The 19,107-nt window shown below is 51.7% G+C and carries 15 protein-coding genes; all 15 read right to left on the minus strand.

Going from position 1 to position 19,107, the window contains the following annotated elements:
* Positions 1–132 precede the first annotated feature (132 nt).
* The gene (gene ftsZ / locus NYR52_RS11220) at positions 133–1,284 is read right to left on the minus strand and encodes a cell division protein FtsZ (RefSeq protein WP_022736451.1); all 1,152 of its coding nucleotides are present in this window, start codon (positions 1,282–1,284) and stop codon (positions 133–135) included.
* A 51-nt stretch (positions 1,285–1,335) separates the two neighbouring features.
* A complete protein-coding gene (gene ftsA, locus NYR52_RS11225) occupies positions 1,336–2,574 on the minus strand; it encodes a cell division protein FtsA (protein ID WP_132222329.1) in 1,239 nt (412 codons plus the stop codon).
* A gap of 175 nt (positions 2,575–2,749) precedes the next feature.
* Positions 2,750–3,499 carry a cell division protein FtsQ/DivIB gene (locus tag NYR52_RS11230; protein WP_259435662.1) on the minus strand — a complete coding sequence of 250 codons (750 nt, stop codon included), beginning with the start codon at positions 3,497–3,499 and terminating at the stop codon, positions 2,750–2,752.
* 135 nt (positions 3,500–3,634) lie between these two features.
* Positions 3,635–4,900: a UDP-N-acetylglucosamine 1-carboxyvinyltransferase gene (murA, locus tag NYR52_RS11235; RefSeq protein WP_132222333.1), complete on the minus strand. Its 1,266-nt coding sequence runs from the start codon at positions 4,898–4,900 to the stop codon at positions 3,635–3,637.
* Positions 4,901–4,914: 14 nt separating this feature from the next.
* On the minus strand, positions 4,915–5,823 hold the full coding sequence (gene murB / locus NYR52_RS11240; RefSeq protein WP_132222335.1) for a UDP-N-acetylmuramate dehydrogenase: 909 nt from the start codon (positions 5,821–5,823) through the stop codon (positions 4,915–4,917).
* A gap of 117 nt (positions 5,824–5,940) precedes the next feature.
* On the minus strand, positions 5,941–7,053 hold the full coding sequence (gene murG / locus NYR52_RS11245) for an undecaprenyldiphospho-muramoylpentapeptide beta-N-acetylglucosaminyltransferase (RefSeq protein ID WP_132222337.1): 1,113 nt from the start codon (positions 7,051–7,053) through the stop codon (positions 5,941–5,943).
* A 21-nt stretch (positions 7,054–7,074) separates the two neighbouring features.
* Positions 7,075–8,175: a stage V sporulation protein E gene (spoVE, locus tag NYR52_RS11250; RefSeq protein ID WP_022736457.1), complete on the minus strand. Its 1,101-nt coding sequence runs from the start codon at positions 8,173–8,175 to the stop codon at positions 7,075–7,077.
* Between the two features lie 36 nt (positions 8,176–8,211).
* Entirely contained in the window at positions 8,212–9,588 is a 1,377-nt protein-coding gene (gene murD / locus NYR52_RS11255; protein ID WP_259435663.1) for a UDP-N-acetylmuramoyl-L-alanine--D-glutamate ligase, read from the minus strand.
* Positions 9,585–10,604, minus strand: coding sequence for a phospho-N-acetylmuramoyl-pentapeptide-transferase (mraY, locus tag NYR52_RS11260; RefSeq protein ID WP_022736459.1), 1,020 nt, complete (start codon positions 10,602–10,604; stop codon positions 9,585–9,587). The genes murD and mraY overlap by 4 nt, the downstream gene beginning before the upstream one ends.
* A gap of 9 nt (positions 10,605–10,613) precedes the next feature.
* Positions 10,614–12,008, minus strand: coding sequence for a UDP-N-acetylmuramoyl-tripeptide--D-alanyl-D-alanine ligase (locus tag NYR52_RS11265; protein ID WP_246026934.1), 1,395 nt, complete (start codon positions 12,006–12,008; stop codon positions 10,614–10,616).
* Complete coding sequence (locus tag NYR52_RS11270; RefSeq protein ID WP_132222343.1) at positions 12,005–13,501, minus strand: UDP-N-acetylmuramoyl-L-alanyl-D-glutamate--2,6-diaminopimelate ligase; 1,497 nt, start codon at positions 13,499–13,501, stop codon at positions 12,005–12,007. The genes NYR52_RS11265 and NYR52_RS11270 overlap by 4 nt, the downstream gene beginning before the upstream one ends.
* Positions 13,502–13,744: 243 nt before the next feature.
* Complete coding sequence (locus NYR52_RS11275) at positions 13,745–15,718, minus strand: stage V sporulation protein D (RefSeq protein ID WP_022736462.1); 1,974 nt, start codon at positions 15,716–15,718, stop codon at positions 13,745–13,747.
* Between the two features lie 202 nt (positions 15,719–15,920).
* Positions 15,921–17,684: a peptidoglycan D,D-transpeptidase FtsI family protein gene (locus NYR52_RS11280; protein ID WP_022736463.1), complete on the minus strand. Its 1,764-nt coding sequence runs from the start codon at positions 17,682–17,684 to the stop codon at positions 15,921–15,923.
* 67 nt (positions 17,685–17,751) lie between these two features.
* The gene (gene ftsL, locus NYR52_RS11285) at positions 17,752–18,117 is read right to left on the minus strand and encodes a cell division protein FtsL (RefSeq protein ID WP_022736464.1); all 366 of its coding nucleotides are present in this window, start codon (positions 18,115–18,117) and stop codon (positions 17,752–17,754) included.
* A gap of 47 nt (positions 18,118–18,164) precedes the next feature.
* On the minus strand, positions 18,165–19,097 hold the full coding sequence (gene rsmH / locus NYR52_RS11290; RefSeq protein ID WP_022736465.1) for a 16S rRNA (cytosine(1402)-N(4))-methyltransferase RsmH: 933 nt from the start codon (positions 19,095–19,097) through the stop codon (positions 18,165–18,167).
* Positions 19,098–19,107: the final 10 nt, after the last annotated feature.

The following is a 19,107-nucleotide window of genomic DNA, read 5'->3' on the forward strand; positions in this document are numbered from 1 at the left end:
AACAAAAAAAGAGATACCTGTTTAAGGTATCTCCTCGCTGATTGACAAGCAGCCTGATTCCGGGCGAGCCGTGGTCGTTTCCTGGAACAACACTCCCAGTTGATGCAAAGCTCCCCGCCTTGGCTCGCTCCTCTATTTTTTGCGGTTGCGCAAGAAAGTCGGCACTTCCAAATGCCCGTAAGGATCGATGAAATCATTATTTGCGTTTTGTTTTTCCTTTTCAACACGGCTAAATGGGGAGAAAGTCGGCTCTTCTTTTTGCGATTGCTGATTGACAAACATCGGCTTGCTTGATTTGGGGGGTTGTATCGAAATGTGTTTCTCTTGTTGCTCATGGTCAAAGCCCGTCGCGATCACCGTGACCAAGATCTCATCTTTCAAGTCTTCATTGATCACCGCACCGAAAATCATGTTAACTTCCGGATGCGAGGCTTGTGTCACGATATCGGCCGCTTCATACACTTCGTACAAACTCAAGTTGGTTCCACCGGTAATATTCATCAGTACCCCGCGCGCACCATCGATAGATGTTTCCAACAATGGGCTGCAAATCGCCTTTTTGGCCGCTTCCGCTGCGCGGCTCTCGCCCGTTGCCGACCCGATACCCATCAGTGCGGAACCACGTTCGGTCATAATCGTACGCACGTCGGCGAAGTCCAAGTTAATCAAGCCAGGAACGGCAATCAAATCGGAAATCCCTTGCACACCTTGCCGCAAGACGTTATCCGCTTCACGGAACGCTTCCAGCATGGGCGTGTTTTTGTCGACAATATCCAACAATCGGTCGTTGGGGATGACGATCAACGTGTCCACGTTCTCTTTCAACGCGGCTACCCCTTGTTCAGCTTGGCTCGCCCGCCGTCTTCCTTCAAAGGTAAACGGCTTGGTGACCACGCCGACGGTAAGTGCGCCCAATTCCCGAGCGATCGAAGCGATTTCCGGTGCAGCCCCCGTTCCTGTTCCGCCTCCCATACCCGCAGTAACAAACACCATGTCTGCGCCTTTCAATACATTTTCAAGCTGCTCCCGGCTCTCTTCGGCCGCTTTTTTGCCAATCTCCGGCTTGGCACCAGCCCCCAAGCCACGTGTCAGCTTCTCCCCGATTTGCAAACGGATAGGGGCTTTGGCACGGCTGAGCGCTTGGGCGTCAGTGTTAACGGCGATGAATTCGACCCCTTGCACCCCCGCTTCGATCATGCGGTTAACCGCATTGCTACCGCCACCACCCACACCGATCACTTTAATCTGGGCGATTTGTTCCATTTCCAGATCAAAATCTAACATGATCTTGTCCCTCCAATACAATCTCTACTGATGTAACAATAATCAAATGACCTAGATGAATTCACTTAACCAACTCTTCACTCTCTCTAACGCAGAAGGCGGCCGTTTCCCTTTCTGTCGCGGAGGGTGGGCAGGTCTCGGGTTGGTCGGCTGGAGCACGCCCCGTTTCTGCAGATAGTGGATCATCCCCACCCCTCCCGTATACGCTGGCTCTTTGACACCGATGTTTTTGGGGACAGCGATGCGTACCGCGGCACCCAATTGGCTCTGGGCGACATGAATGATCTGTTTGGTGGCCATGACCCCCCCTGTTAACACGTACCCTCCAGCGGGCTCATCGGAAAATCCCATTGCTTTAACTTGCTGCTTGATCAGATGAAACATCTCCTCCAACCGGGGTTCGATGATTTGCGAGAGTTCCAGCTGGGTGACCGTTCGCTCACGCGTCGTGCCGATCGTTTGCACTTGAAATGTTTCATTTACATCAGCAAAATCCTTGCTGGCCACACCGTATTTGCATTTCACTTCTTCCGCGGTGCTAGTCTGCGTTCGTAAGCCGATGGCGATGTCATTGGTGATGTACTCCCCACCGATGGGAATCACCGAAGTGCCGGCCAAATGTCCCTGTTGGAACACCGTCAACGTCGTCGTCCCACCGCCGATATCAGCCACGACCACGCCAAGGTTCTTCTCATCCGTGGACAGACAGAGTTCGCTGACCGCCAATGGCAGGAAAACCATGCCCGCGATGCTCAAATTCGCACGTTCGATGCATCTAAGTAAATTTTCGATAATCGTTTTCGCTCCGGTGACAATGAGCGCGTCTACCTCCAAACGAACGCCGATCATCCCATTCGGATCTCGGATATCATCTAATCCATCAACGATGAATTGTTTCGGAACCACTTCGACAATTGCCCGTTCCGGCGGTATGGCAATGACACGGGCTGCCTGTAAAACACGGTCAATATCATGATAGCCGATCTCTCTGTCTTCACTGGCCACTGCTACCACACCATGACTGGGTTGCAATGAGACATGATGCCCAGACACTCCGATATAGACTTCCGAAATCTCTATTCCAACCATGCGTTCGGCATGGTCTACCGCTTCACGAATGGATTGAACCGCCTGATCGATATTGATGATGGCTCCCTTTTTCATCCCCAGTGAATCAGCTGTTCCAACACCAACAATGTGCGTTGTTCCGTCCGGATTGATTTCTGCTACGATAACACGAACCTGTGATGAGCCTAAATCCAAAGCAATCACAAAATCTTCATTGCTCAATCCTGGGCACCTCCTTGCCCGAGAAGTAAAACTCTGTTTGAATAAAGAGATCTGTAAGTAGGGAAAGGGAGGAAATACTTACAAACCATATTCAACAGCCGGGGGAATTTCCCCTCTTAAAACTGTTCATTTTTCTTCCTCAAACTTACATATTTTCCCAATCATGGAAATATCCTCATTCCGTCTCCGATTGAAGTTGGGGCTTCCCTAACCTCTCCGGTGCAAACCAGATGCTCTCCAACAAGTAGATCGCTCCTGGCGGATGCTGGTAAAATGAGGGATAATATTGACATTTGTCAGCTAATTCTTTAGCTCGGACATAAATCCGATGTTGTCTGTCACTCTGGATTTCCACCTGTTCCGCATCGGTAGCGGCAGGGGATATGGTGATAAATTTTTTGCGTATTGGTTCGGGCAATCGAGCAATTTGCTTTACTGCTGAGGTGAAAGTCGGGTTCATGCGGGCCCATCCCCTGAAAATCGGCTGATGCGGCCGATTCGTCAGATAGGGCCTTGCGGCAAGTATCGTTCCATTTGAGAGTATGGGCAGGAGTTTTTGATCATTTGTTTCGAATATTGCGACGGGAGGCCACTCTTCTACTCGTATGTACACCTGATTGGGAAAGCGTGTGACCACGCTGGCTCTTTTCACTTCAGGCAACTGCATAAGCGCTTGCTCTGCACTTGCGCCATCGATGCTGAAATAAGAAATTCCTTTTTTCATCCGTGTTTTCGCCAATATTTCATCCGCTTTCACCAGATGATGACCACTGATATGGATCGTTTCTATTTTGCTAAGCGGTGAACGCAAGAATAGGATAAATAACATTCCCAAAAAAAACACAAAGATGAACACGAACAACCAGGGTGCAGGGGAACGTCTTCTTCCTACCCGTGAGCGAAAGTGAGGAATACGCTCATCCATGGTAGTGACTCCTTTCCACAACACCAATCGTCTGTCTGTTCATTCACACTAAATCTTATAGTCTTCCCTATATATTACCACAAACAGCCGGGGCTCACATGAATTTTAACACAAAAAACAGAAGCACGGGATGTGCTACTGTTTTTTCAAGGCCACTCTATGAATTTGTCCTCCCAGTTGGGCGATCACTTCATCGAGCCGTTCATATCCCCGATCGACATGTTCAACTCCGGCAACTACCGATCTTCCTTGCGCGTTTAGCGCCGCGATCACCAGAGCAGCACCGGCGCGCAAGTCTGTCGCGCATACATGGGCGCCCTTCAGCCGTCTGACACCGTGAACTGTCACGGTATCCCCTACCAGCCGAATCTCGGCCCCCATTTTTTTCAATTCCTCCACGTGCTTCAAGCGGGAATCGAAGATTTTTTCCGTCACGCGGCTTGTTCCCTCACACAAGGTGAGTAGCGTTAGCATTTGCGGTTGCATATCCGTCGGGAAACCCGGATAAGGAGTGGTGACGATGTGCGGAATGCCATTTAGCTTTCGATCTGCCTTTACCCGCAATCCCCTCTCTGCCGTTTCAATGGCGAGCCCGGTCTGTCGCAATGGTTCAATGACACTTTCCAGATGTTCTGGCACCACGTTGTCAAGCTCCACCTCACCGCCAGTTGCTCCGGCCGCAATGATCAACGTTCCGGCGACGATCCGATCTGGCATGACCGAATGATTCGTAGCCTGCATCTTCGGGACCCCTTGAATGACGATGGTAGACTCACCCGCCCCTTGCACTTTGGCTCCCATCTTATTGAGAAACGCGGCTAAGTCGACAATCTCCGGTTCGCGCGCGGCATTGGTGATCACGGTTTCTCCCGTGGCACACACTGCGGCCATCATGATGTTCTCAGTCGCTCCAACACTGGGGAAGTCCAGGGCAATTTCTGCCCCCTTCAACTCAGGAGCACTACACGCGATGATATCCCCTTCTTCCACCACATTCACTCCCAAACAAGCCAATCCTTTCAAGTGTAAATTGATCGGCCGTTTGCCAATGGCGCATCCTCCGGGGCGTGACACGGTCACTTTGCCCAATCTTGCAAGCAAGGGCCCCATCAGAAAAATGGATGAGCGGATACGGCTCATCAGCTCATCCGGAATGTGGGTTTGATTGAGCCCGACCGTATCCACAGTAACCCGGTGCCCGGCGCGTTCCACTTTGGCGCCAAGGCTTTCCAAGATGCGGCACATCGCATCGATGTCCGTCAGTTGGGGCACATCGTGAATTTCGTACGTTCCGGCAGCGAGCACGGTGGCCGCCAAGATAGGAAGGGCTGCATTTTTCGCTCCTTGTACACGCACCCGCCCCGTTAATGGCGTTCCACCTTCGATGACAAATCCTTCCAATATGTCACCTCCGTTTACGCTTCACCCACCACCTGCACTTCAGGCTCCAACACCACCTGGTATTTTTCTTCGATTGTCTTCTTCACATAAGCAATTAAGTTCAACACATCTTCCGCCGTCGCGTTGCCGCGGTTGATGATGAAGTTCCCGTGCATCTCGGACACTTCCGCATCCCCAATCCGGTACCCTTTGAGCCCGGCTTCCTGAATCAGCCGTCCCGCATAGTCGCCAGGAGGATTACGGAAAACACTGCCCGCACATGGATATTGCAGGGGTTGGGTCTGTCTGCGGCGATCTTTGAACTTGGCCAATTGGGCCGTGATTTCTTCCTTGTTGCCCCGTTCCAGACGGAAAGTGGCTTCAGTGACAATCCCCTTCATCTCCGTTTGCAAAATAGAAGTCCGGTAACTAAACGCCATTTCCTCATTGGAAAGTGTCACCCATTCGCCTGATTCCAAAAGCACCTTCGCCGATTCCAGCACGCGGGCTATCTCTGAACCGTGTGCCCCGGCATTCATGTAGACGGCGCCCCCAACATTGCCCGGAATGCCCCCAGCAAACTCCAATCCGGTCAAGCCTTGTTTGGCGGTCATCGTGGCCAGCAGGATCGTGGAATACCCTCCTCCCGCAACCACTTTGGTGCCGTCGATCGAAAGACTGTTAAATCCTTCGTCCAGCTTGAACACAACACCGCGAATGCCCCCGTCGCGGACGAGCAGGTTAGAGCCTCGACCAATCGCGCGCCAAGGCAACCGATGCTCTCTTACAATCCGCATCGCTTTCTCCAACCCTTCTTCATTGCGCGGATAAATCAACATGTCGGCGGGTCCGCCCACTTTCCATGTGGTATGGCGGGACAACGGTTCATTTTCTCTTACATCGGTCACACCCGCTAACTTCAATTCCTCGATCACTTGCTTCATTTGCTATGTCCCCCCTCACCAAACATCTCCGACTGCAACCCAACCGACAGTGGTTTACCACAGTTTATGCCAGTGCGCAGGCAATGTGACAAAAGCCCACTGGCTTGCATGCGCTTATTAAAAGCGGGCTGTTGCAATTTTCTCCAATTCATCTACTAACACCTCAGCTGCTTGCGGCCGTCCCAACCGACGTGCCGCTTCACTCATATCATGATGTTCTTCCGGATCTTCAAGCAGGCGTTTAATTTCTCGCCACAGCGTCTCTCCGGTCAATTCGCTCTCCAACAGCATTTTAGAAGCACCCTGCTCTTCCAACCATCGCGCATTGGCTTCCTGATGGTTATTTGCCACATAAGGCGAAGGAATCAATACCGAAGGCAAGCCCAGCGCCGTCAATTCCGCCAAGGTGGAAGCACCAGCTCGTCCCACAACAAGAGTGGTCGCCGCAAGAATGTCCGGCATATTGTACAAAAACGGCTTGACGGACAGGTTGGGGTATTCTTCTATCGGAATCCGTGAGCGGATGGCGTCAAAATGAACTTCCCCCGTGACATAGACAAAATGCACATGGGGAAGTTCTTTCATCCGGTCCACCATCTGCAGGACCGCTTCATTGATCGCTTTGGCACCGCGGCTACCGCCGAACAGCAAGACAATCGGCTGATGCACATCGGCAATCCCCAATGATTTGCGTCCTTGGGTGGCACTTGCCTGCACCACCTCGGTCGCGCGGGGATTTCCCGTAAACACAATGCGGTTGGCACGCCCCAGATATTTTTGTGACTCCTCTAGGCTGATCGCCACCACATCCACATATCGGGACAAAAACTTCGTCGTCATTCCCAACACGACGTTTTGCTCATGGATGAGCGTAGGAATTCCCATGCGGTGGGCGGCATATACCGGTGGTCCGCTAACGAAACCGCCCGTCCCCACAAACACATCCGGCTGGAATTCCTTTATGTATGCTTTGGATCGTTTAACTGCGCTGATGAATGTACGAATCGTGTTTACATTTTTCCAAGAAATGCTCCGTTTGAATCCTTGAACCTCTATTGTATAGTAATGAATGTTCCCTTCTTTGGGAACAATTCGCGATTCCAGTCCATCTTCTGTTCCAATATAAGCAATTTCTACATCAGGATATCGTTTCTTCACTGTGCGCGCAATGGCTAATGCTGGATAAATATGTCCACCCGTTCCACCACCAGATAGCAAAATGCGCTTCATCCTCTCTCCTCCTCACCCGAATCATCTGTTTGAAAACCGGGACAAATTCAGCAAAATCCCGACGGCCGCCAACGTCAATGTCAGCGATGACCCCCCGTAACTCAAAAACGGCAAAGTGATGCCGGTCACGGGAAAGGCTCCTGATACCACGCCGATGTTTATTACTGCTTGAATCATAATCATCGCCGTAATCCCCATCGCAACCAAACTGGAAAACAGATCAGGTGATGTAATGGCCACGCGCACGCCGCGCCACACGATGATTGCGAACAACAAGATCACTGTTGCGGCGCCAATAAACCCAAGCTCTTCAGCCAAAATGGAAAAAATGAAATCAGTATGCGGCTCCGGGAGATAAAGGTGCTTCTGTTTGCTCATTCCCAATCCCAATCCGAGCAATCCTCCCGGCCCGATCGCATACAGCGATTGAATTAATTGATAGCCGGCACCCAGCGGATCTTCCCAGGGGTTGAGAAATGCCACGATCCGTTGGATTCGATAAGGAGCAGCCAGCACGAGACCCACGAAACCCACAATTCCCAACAGCATAAAGCCCACCAGGTGTTTCATTCGCGCGCCAGCCGCAAAGATCAGGACGAGACCCGTCCCCATCAGGACAGTTCCCGTCCCCAAATCCGGTTGTAGCATAATGGCTCCGAAGGCCAGGCCCAGCAATATCAGCCCAGGCACAAACCCTTTGGCAAACGATTCGATGGGGAATCCGGGTTTTGCGTACATCCTTGACAAATAAGCGATCATCGCCAATTTCATAAACTCCGAAGGTTGGATGCTAAACGCCCCGATCCCCAGCCAGCTGCGCGCTCCGTTGCGCAAGATGCCGACACCCGGAATCAATACGACAATCAATAAAACAAAACAGATGATAAGGCCGGGTTTTGACCACTCATAAAACTTCTGAGGATCCAGCCGAGAAATCCATAACATCGCGAAAACGCCCAAGGCGGCAAACAAAAATTGCCGTTTGGCAAAATAAAAGGCATCTCCGTATTTGTGATAAGCAAATGCAGCACTCGCGCTGTAAACCATCAGGACACCGATGGATAATAAGAGCAAGATCGCGACAACAATCACATAATCGGGAGAAGTCCGTACATTTTTCATGGGCGTTTTCACCTCTTACAGATTTGGGCAAGCTTCTTATACTTGAAGCCTATGCACGGCTTGTTTAAATATGCTACCCCGCTCTTCAAAAGAGGTGTATTGGTCCCAGCTGGCACAAGCCGGTGACAAAAGCACCACATCTCCGTCTTGAGCCAGACCAGCGGCCCTGCTCACCGCTTCTTCCAAATTATCGACTACCTGCACGGTTGGCACCCCGGCATCGCGTCCACGTTCAGCCAAAATCGACTTGGATTGTCCATAAGTGATGACAGCTTTAGCGCGGCCACGTAACACCGGAACCAGCTCTTTGAAATCAACACCGCGATCCAAGCCCCCGCCGATCCACACGACTGGCTCTGTGAAAGCCTCCAGCGCTTTGATAGCCGCCTGGGCATTGGTCGCTTTAGAGTCGTTGTAATAACGTACACCGTTGATGGTCGCCACATATTCCAGCCGATGTTCCACGCCGTGAAATTCGCGCAACGTTTGCGCCACTGCATCAAGCGTGGCCCCAGCGGCCAGTGTGATCGCAGCAGCTGCCAAGGCGTTTTCCAAATTGAAATCGCCATGTAGCGCAACTTCATCCACAGGCAAGATCGCCTGCGTCTGACCTTCGTTAATCACGTAAATTACACCATCTTGTACATAAACCCCCTGCTCCACCGGGGCAGTGCGGCTAAACCACCAAATATCGCTGGAAATCGTCTTCGCCACTTCCCGGCAAACCGGTGAATCGGCGTTTAAAACAGCAATGTCTCCGGCTTCTTGGTTGGCAAAAACCTTGCGCTTCGACGCCACATAATCTTCCATGGTTTCGTGATAATCGAGGTGAGCCGGAAATACGTTTAACAAAGCTGCAATACGTGGGCGAAATTGATCGGTTCCCTTCAATTGGAAACTGCTCAATTCGGCGACCAACCATTCGCCGCTTGTCACCTGTTCCACCACATCGGCCAACGCTTGACCAATGTTGCCAGCTACAGTGCACTTCACTTGGGAGCGCGTCAAAATCTGCCCTACCAACGACGTCGTGGTCGTCTTACCGTTAGAACCAGTGATGCCAATCATCGGCGCCTCAGACAACGCGCCCGCGATTTCCACTTCTGTCACCACGGGCACACCGGCCGCCAACGCCTGCTGAACAGGCTTGGCCCGGTAAGGGATGCCCGGATTTTTGACCAGCATTTCTACTTGCTCATGAATCAAATCATCAGGATGCTCACCGCAAATGACCGGAATGCCGAGCGCTTCCAGCTCACTCGCTTCTGGGCAAGCCGAGCGTGGTTTCAAGTCGTTGACCACGACCTTCGCCCCCAAATGGTGAAGGAGCTTGGCGACAGCCACCCCGCTCCTTGCCAATCCCAGTACGACAACTGAACGACCTGTCCAGTTTTCCTTCGTCAAACGACTCATTTAATGAACACCTCTAACACGACTCCAATCACAGCGAGAATCAATCCCCAAAACCAGAACGTCGTTACCACTCGCCATTCGGACCAACCGACCAATTCAAAGTGATGGTGAAGCGGACTCATGCGAAAAACGCGTTTGCCACGCAGCTTGAACGAAGCCACTTGGATCATAACAGACATGGCTTCCAGTACAAACACCCCACCGATGATCGGCAACAAGAGTTCTGTCTTGGTGATAACCGCCAATGCGGCGATCCCCCCACCCAAGGCCAAGGAACCGGTGTCCCCCATAAACACTTTGGCCGGATGGGCGTTGAAAACCAAGAAACCAAGCAATGCCCCGACGACAGCGACAGAGAAGATGGTAACCGTCGGATTGCTTTGCATGTAACCGATGATGGCATATGCGCCATACGCACAAACAGCAGTACCTGAAACCAACCCGTCCAAGCCGTCAGTCAAGTTCACGGCGTTAGACGCCCCAATCATCATCACCAACAAGAGCGGCAAATACAGCCAGTTGAGCTGGATCGTCCAATCCGTTCCCGGAACCGTCACGTCGAAGATAAACCCGCCCTTTGGTGTACGTACTTGCAACAACACCCAGAATAAGACCAAACCGATAAATAATTGCCCGAATAATTTTTGGTTCGCCGTCAGACCCAGGTTGCGCTTCATCACGACCTTGATGTAATCGTCCAAAAACCCGAGAATCCCATAGCCCAGGGTGGCAAACAGCAAGAAGAATAAGTCAGCGTTAATGACGGACTCATTTTTGTTCAACAGTTGAATGCTGCTAAACGGAACCGCCGTAAGCGCGATCGCCGTCATGATGATGACCCCGCCCATGGTCGGCGTGCCCGCCTTTTTCAAATGCGCTTGTGGGCCTTCTTCACGAATGCTCTGCCCAAACTTCAATCTGCGTAAAATCGGAATGATCACCGGGCCTAATATCACCGCTATTCCAAACGCCACTGCAAGCGGAACCAAGAAGATGCGATAATCTATATTCCCCATTGTCTCCCTCTACGCTCCTTCTGTTAATTTTCGTATCACGATGTCTAATTGCACTGCTCTGGAAGCTTTTACGAGCAACAGGATATGCGCGTTTCCCTCAGCGGACAGCAATTGCGCCGCTTCTTCGTGGGAAGAGAAATGGTGGATGACGCACGCACTCCCTGAAGCGGCCGACCGCGCACCTTCGGCGATCCAGCGGCCCCGTTCACCGACTGTATATAGCCGCGAAACCCCTTTTTCTACGGCATAAGCTCCCAGTTCCCTGTGGTATTGCTCTTCCGTGCTTCCAATTTCTCTGATGTCGCCGAGCAACGCCCACTTTTCCTTCCCCTGCGCCAGCTCCATCAATAAGTCGATGGCTGCGCGCATGGATGTGGGGCTGGCGTTATACGCATCATCAATGATGTCCATGCCGTTGGTTGCCTGTTTCAATTCTAGGCGCATCCCCGTCAGTTGCACTTTGGCCAGTCCGCGGGCAATTGCGGTCTCTTCCATACCCAAAGCCCGGCCGACCGCAACAGCCATCAAGGCGTTTTTGACATTATGCCTGCCCAATAGTGGCAAAACAAACGGCGTGCCACATCGACGCGAACGGAAACGGAACCCTTCAACGCCGACCATCTCCACATCTACCGGTGACTCATCCAGTTCGTCAGACCAGCCCACCCGCACCTTAGGATGCGGATCATCAGCCAACAATCCTGCCAACAGTGGCTCGTCTCCGTCATAGATGAGCGGCCCTCGCTCATTCAGTCCCTTTTTAATTTCCAATTTGGCTTTGGCTATTCCTTCTCGGCTTCCGAGAAACTCCAGATGGGATTCACCGATGTTGGTAATCACGGCCACATCCGGTTTAGCAAGGTGTGACAAAACCTCGATTTCGCCAGCATGGTTCATGCCCATCTCAACCACAGCCACTTGGGTATCTTCCGACATGGACGTCAACGTCAAGGGAACCCCGATGTGGTTGTTCAAATTACCTTTGGTTTTATGCACCCGATACGCTTCCGATAACACGGCTGCGATCAAGTCTTTGGTTGTCGTCTTCCCATTGCTGCCGGTCACTGCCACTACCTGTACTTGCATCTCATCCCGATAGCTGGAAGCGATGCGTTGCAAAGCCGACAGCGTATCATCCACAACGATCAGTGGGATGGGTGGTGTTTCCGGCAACGGCTGGTGAGAACTCCACAATGCCGCGGCAGCCCCTTTGTCCACCGCTTGATTCAGGAACTGATGACCATCAAACCGCTCTCCGACCAGAGGGACATACAATTGGTTGGCCTGAAGCGTCCGGGTGTCCGTCGAAACTCCCCGCACAAGCAGATGCCGCGCCGTGGGGGTGCCGACAAGTTTTCCCCCTGTGACATGGCTTATCCACTCACATGTCCGTTCCATGCTCATTGGCCGTTTCCTCCCTCCGCTCTAGCTTCGATGGCTTCCCGAGCCACTTGGCGGTCGTCAAAATCGTATCGCACCCCTTGAATCTCTTGGTACGTCTCATGCCCTTTCCCAGCGATCAAAATAATGTCTCCCGGCTCAGCCAACCGGATCGCTTCTGTGATCGCTTGGCGGCGGTCAGCAATCGTGACAACTTTGTCACGTTCAGCCGGGTCGATACCTGCCAACATGTCTTCGATGATGGCTTCCGGCTCCTCCGAACGAGGATTGTCAGAGGTGAAAATCGTCCAATCACTGTATTTGGCCGCAATTCTGGCCATCAACGGCCGCTTGGTGCGGTCGCGATCCCCACCGCATCCCACCACGCAAGTAACCTTCTTCTGCGCAAACTCGCGAATGGTGGTAAGCACATTTTCCAAACTATCCGGTGTGTGAGCATAGTCAACCAATACAGTATAAGGTTGGCCTGCATGCACTGGCTCGAATCGGCCGTTCACCCCCGGAATTTGCTCCAAGCTCCGTTTGATCTCAGCCAATGGCAATCCCTCGATCAAGCCGACGCTAATAGCAGCTAGGGCATTGTACACGTTAAACTTGCCGATCAATTGGAGCGTTATCTCGCAAGAACCGCGGAATGTTTCCAATGTGAACGCGGTCCCGCGCCCAGTGATGCGAATGTTTGAGGCACGCACATCCGCGGGACGATCGATCCCGTAGGTAACCACTTGCGCTGGTGTAATCGCCGCGTAGTAGGCCGATGCCTCATCATCCGCATTCAGCACAGCAAACGCATTTTCCCCCGGCTCGCTCGTATAACGGTTGCCCAATTGGCTGAAGAGGAGCCCCTTAGCTTGGCGATATTCTTCCATCGTCTTATGGTAATCCAGATGATCTTGCGTCAGATTGGTGAACACGCCAATGTGAAATTGACTACCGCGTGTCCGCCCCAATGCCAGACCATGCGAAGAGACTTCTATGACTGAATACTCACAACCCTCGTCCCGCATCATCCGAAATCCTTTTTGCAGATCATGCGCTTCCGGGGTCGTATGTTTGGCCGGAAAAATCTTGTCTCCAATCTTCATCTGGACTGTGCCGATCACCCCCGCGGGATGTCCGGCGTCACCGAGCAATTTCTCGATGAGATAGGAAGTGGTCGTTTTTCCGTTGGTGCCCGTGATGCCTATCAATTTTAATTCGCGCGTTGGATGACGGTAATATTCCGCCGCGACAACCGCCAACGCCCGCCGACTATCCGGCACCATGATGACCGGCACGTCGCTGTCGACCGGACTTTCCACCATCACGGCCGCAGCCCCGTTTTGAATGGCGGCGGATACATACTGATGCCCGTCAACTGTGAAACCACGCACAGCAACAAATAAATCTCCCGGTTTCACAAGACGGGAGTCCATTTGGATGCCGGTGATTTCCACATTGGGATCTCCCGTCACCGTATGTACCAGCAACGGCCGGATCAACTCTTTCAACTGCATGTTGCTCCTCCTTTTCAAAAAAGCGGACAGACAAGCAAAAAGCCAGGTTCATCATTCCTGGCACAAGATGATGCACATCCACTATTTTAATCTCCTTTGTTTTATTTGTCACTTGTCACACCATCATCCGTGGCGGCGCGTTGACAGACCGCTCACGCCAGACAAACAGGGGAAACCCAGTAACTGCACCCGTTTACCACTTCTCTCCGTTTGCATTTTGTTTGCAAATTGTTTGCAAAGAAATCACAAAGCATTGGACCGATTTCCCTGCTTTGGTGCAGAAGTCCGTCCATTTTTCTTCTCCCCATCACCTAGATAGATCTTAATGGTGGTGCCCTTTTTCACCCGCTGGCCGGGTTTTGGCATCTGATCGACCACAATGCGCCCCTCTCCGTACACTTGAAGCGGAAATGAGAACAAGCTGTTGCGAATGCGTTCAATATCTTGTCCGGTCAAATTGGGTGTGCCCACCAACGCCGGAGTTAGCGGTGTATCTTCTGGGGGAATCTGATTTTTGCGCTTAGGCACTTTCATATAACGCAAGCTGTCTTCAATGATGTCGCCCACAATCGGCGCAGCGACCACACCGCCAAACTGAATGCCTTTCGGGTTGTCAACTGCGACGTACACTACCAAACGGGGATCATCGGCGGGGGCAAACCCGATAAACGAAACGATATGGTTGTTTCTCATATACCGTCCGTCTGGCCCTACTTTCTGCGCTGTTCCTGTTTTACCTCCCACTCGGTATCCATCGACAAACGCCTTGCGGCCTGTACCCCGTGCCACTACGCTCTCTAGAACGTTGCGAACCTGATAGGATGTTTCTTTGGAAATCACGCGTCGCTTCACTTTGGGTTTAATTTCTTCCACCATCTCTCCTGTTTCCGGATCAACCCATCCTTTGGCCAGGTGCGGTTCATACAGCACTCCCCCATTGATCGCCGCGGATACGGCGGCCACTTGCTGAATCGGTGTCACCGACACTCCCTGGCCGAAAGCGGTGGTAGCCAGCTCTACTGGCCCTACCCGACTCTCTTTGAATAAAATGCCTTTGGCTTCACCGTTTAAATCGATACCCGTTTTTTGTCCAAACCCAAATTTGCGGATGTATGAGAAAAGGGTGGTTTTACCCAAGCGTTGCCCCAGGGTCACAAAACCGGGGTTACAGGAATTCTCCACAACCTCCCGAAAGTTTTGATGTCCATGCCCACCCGCTTTCCAGCAACGCAAGCGGGCACCGCCGACCATGATATATCCGGGATCACTGAATGACTCGTTGAGACTTACTTTCTTCTCTTCTAATGCGGCCGCCAAGGTGATGATCTTGAAGGTGGAACCAGGTTCGTACGTTTTCCAGATGGGCAAATTGCGGTTGTAGATCAACGGATTGGTTGTCCGGTATTGATCGGGGCGAAAGGTAGGGCGGCTGGCCATCCCCAGCAACTCTCCCGTCTGCGGGTCCATCGCGATCGCCAAGATATTCTCCGGCTGGTATTCAGCCATTGCCTGATCCAGCTCGCGTTCAATGATGGTTTGGATCTGATAATCCAAGGTGGTGACCAAGTCCATTCCGTCACGGGGCGGTGTGTAGCGATCCACTCCACCGGGAAGTTTCTCCCCCCTGGCGTTGGTGCTAAATGACACGTAGCCCTTGGTTCCGCGCAGCTTTTCATCATAAATGAGCTCAATGCCCGCCAGCCCCTGATTGTCAATGCCTGTGAACCCCAGGACATGCGCTGCCATCGAGCCGTATGGATAAAACCGCTTGCTGTCCTCGACGACGGCAATTCCCGGCAACCGAAGCCCTTGAATCTCACGAGCCTTTTCTTCGGATATTTTCCGACCCCACGGCGTGATGCGATTGATGACTTCTCTTTTGGTGATTTGTTCATAAATCTTTTCTTCAGGCCCCTGCAAAATGCTGGCCAGTATTTTTGCCGTCTTGGCCGGGTCCTTGAGCTGTGCCGGTATGGCCATGACCGATGGCGTGCTTACATTGTAAGCGAGCTCTTTTCGATTGCGATCAAGCAATTTCCCCCGCTTCGCTTCAAAAGGAATGTCGCGGCTCCACAGGTCTTTCGCCTTTTCCGCTAACCACGTACCTTGAAATAATTGGACATAAGCCAATCTACCCATCAACGCCGTCAATATGAAGACAGCGATGAGTAACAAGGAGAACAACCGTTTCCTGACTACTACCCGTCGACCACGCATGTTTTCCTTCCTCTCTTCCGGAGTCTCTTCTTACCTTCAAGCTATGTGAACGAGAAAAGAAAAATGACAAGCTTCCCATGGCAATAAAAAACCAGTTGCCCTTGATGCAACTGGTGGTTTGTTGGCAAAGCCCGACTCCTTGCCAGGCTTTCCATTTATATGATTGACCGGCCGACCGCCTATCAGCGGAGCGCAGCGCTTCTCATTTTACGCCGTCCGCATATTGGTTTCGTTCGACTTTGCGAATCGGCAGGGCTTTCTCCAAGATGCTTTTGGCGACAGGAGCGGCTACCGTACCGCCTGACGCCTCTCCACCTTCCACAAACGGCTCATCAATGGCCACATAAACAACCAAGTCCGGATGGTCATAAGGAGCAAAACCAATGAATGAGACCATATGCTTGCCTTTCAAATATCCATTGCCGGTAGGGTCTGGCTTTTGGGCTGTACCTGTTTTGCCGGCTACGCGATACCCTGCCAAATCCGCCTTGGTTCCCGTACCACTGCGCACCACTTCACGCAATAGCTCACGGGCCTTTTTGGCCGTCGACTCCTGAATAATACGCTTACTCTCGGGCTTGACCTCTTTCACTTTACGTTTAAGCTGAGGTTCCCACACCTCTTTCAAGACATGGGGTTTGATCCACTTTCCGCCGTTGGCCACAGCGGAAATAGCAGCAACCTGTTGAATCGGGGTGACAGATACACCTTGCCCGAAAGATGTGGCAGCCAATTCTGCCGGATAGAGGTCACGACCAAAAAACACGCCCCGTGCCTCTGCCGGAAGATCGATTCCGGTCTTTTTACCAAATCGCTCGGTAATCTTGCCGAAGCCAAACCGGTCAATGTAATCAGCCAGTTTCTTGGGCCCCAGCGCCTTGCCCAGCAGAACAAATGCCACATTGCTCGATTGCTTGACACCTTCCCGGAAGCTAATCTCCCCCCATCCGGTGCCATTCCAATCGCGAATGATTTGGCCAGCGATGTTGATCGCACCCGATTGGAAAGTCTTGTTTGCGTTGAAGATCCCCTCTTCAATCGCCGCGGCCAATGTCACGATTTTAAAGGTTGACCCCGGTTCAAATTGGCTCTCAATCGCTCGGTTGGTCCGATTTTCGTCATTCAATGTGGATGCGTACGAGTTTGAATCAAATGTCGGCCGGCTGGCCATGGCCAAAATCTCGCCAGTGTGAGGATCTGCTACAATCGCCGTTCCGCCTTTGGCTTGATAATTTTTGATCGCTTCTTCCAGCTCCAAATCGACCTGCGATTGAATTTGAGAATCAATGGTAAGTACGAGATCTTTCCCTTGTTGCGGCGGTTGGTTTTTATCCGGCGTGTCCGAAATCATCATGCCATTTTTCGCCTTGAGATATTTGACATAGCCCGCTTCGCCACGCAACAGCTTGTCATAAAACTGCTCGACGCCGCCGACGGCTTTGCCATCCACATTCACAAACCCCAAAAGATGCGCAGCTGTTGAACGGGTATACTGACGCATCGTTGTAGAGAAGGCGTAAATACCATGGATCTTCCCTTTTTCCCGCAACGCCACGACTTGACGGTACACGTTTTCGGGATATTTGTATTTGCCTTTGTCCCTAAGCTCAACTGAACCATCTTTCACGCTCAATTTGCGAATCAACACATCCCGATCGATACCCAGAATGGGCGACAGCACGTTTGCCGTCCCCTTCACATCTTTGACTTTGCTTGTATCAGCTACAAAATAGTAAGCGTCCACTTCCCATGCTAATGGTTGTCCCTTGGTTCGGTCATAGATACTGCCACGCTTCGGCTTGATCTTTTCTGATTTGATCCACTCTTCTTTTGCTTGAGCCAACAACTCATCATGGTTAAAAGTTTGCAACCAAAACAGGCGGAAAATCAACACAACCAAACAGAGCAACCATAGGAGTCCGATCAGAAGAGAACGCTCTTTGCTCTTCTTAATCAGCGAGCCCATGATTCAGCCTCTCCCATCTACGAATCCATTTCATTGGTGGTGCTGTTAGTCGATGAAAACTCTCTCATCATGGCCGAATCGACGGGAGGTATTTGGGGGTGGTCAATTCCAAGCCGTTGCTCTCCGCAAACTTTCGAATCCGCTCAACATCCGCCAGCTTTTTTTTCTCCGTCTCCAGTTTGAAATTGACCTTGTGTGCTTCTTCAATGGCTGCGTTCGTTTCTTGCAACGCCACATTCAATTCGTTGACTTTGGCATATTTGGACAAAACCACCAACGCTAACGCCACACAGACGATGACGCTAGACAAGTATAGCAATTTTTCGCCCACCGTGACGATCGTGCGGGGCGCTTTCTGTTTTTTGTCCCGCACTTTCGTATAAGGCTTCTCAAAGGGGCGGGCGACCGCAACGTTATATTGATCCCGTCTCATATATGAATCCTCCTCACGCTACCGACTTCTCCTTCATCCCTCTTTTTTTATATTTTCTCTGCGACCCTCAATTTGGCAGAACGTGCTCTTGGATTTCTCTCTATTTCTTTATCTGTTGGTAAAAGCGGTTTCCTCGTAATGATCTTTAGCCTTGGTGTCTGTCCGCAGGTACAAACCGGAAAGGTAGGTGGACAAACACATCCTTTGGCTTCTTCTAGAAAAAACTGCTTGCATATGCGATCTTCCAACGAATGGAATGTGATGACGCTGATTCGGCCTTGTGGGCGGAGAAGTCCGACCGAGTCGGCAAGCGCATCGCGAAACGCGTTCAATTCATCATTGACGGCGATACGGATCGCTTGAAATGAGCGTCGTGCAGGGTGTGGCCCCGTTCGGCGCGCTGGCGCAGGCACGGCTTGCTTGATGATGTCGACCAATTGCAGTGTGGTCGATATTGGCGCCTTGCTACGCTCTTTCACGATCATTTTAGCGATGCGGCGTGAAAACTTCTCTTCCCCGTATTCAAACAGGATGCGGACGAGCTCCTCTTCAGGCCACTCATTCACCACCTGAAAGGCGCTCAGCTCCTGCTCTTTGTCCATTCGCATGTCCAAGGGGGCTTCTTGGTGGTAGCTAAAACCTCTTTCTCCCTGATCCAATTGCGGAGAAGATACCCCCAAGTCAAACAGTATGCCATCAACCGATTCAAATCCCAACCCTTTAACGGCACGGGCGATGTGCCGAAAATTGGTTTTGACCAAATGGAGCCGACAAGAAACGCCGACCAAGCGCTCCTCGGCATGATCAAGCGCCATCTGGTCTTGATCCAATCCGATCAGTGTGCCTGACGGACCCAGCTGCTCAGCAATGAGGCGGCTGTGTCCCGCCCCGCCTAGCGTGCAGTCGACATACACCCCGTCCGGCTTCAGATTTAAACCAGCCACTGCTTCTTCTCGTAATACGGTTACATGTTCAAACACATTGTTCATC

This window comes from Laceyella sacchari (genome assembly GCF_024927925.1).
GTDB lineage: Bacteria > Bacillota > Bacilli > Thermoactinomycetales > Thermoactinomycetaceae > Laceyella > Laceyella sacchari.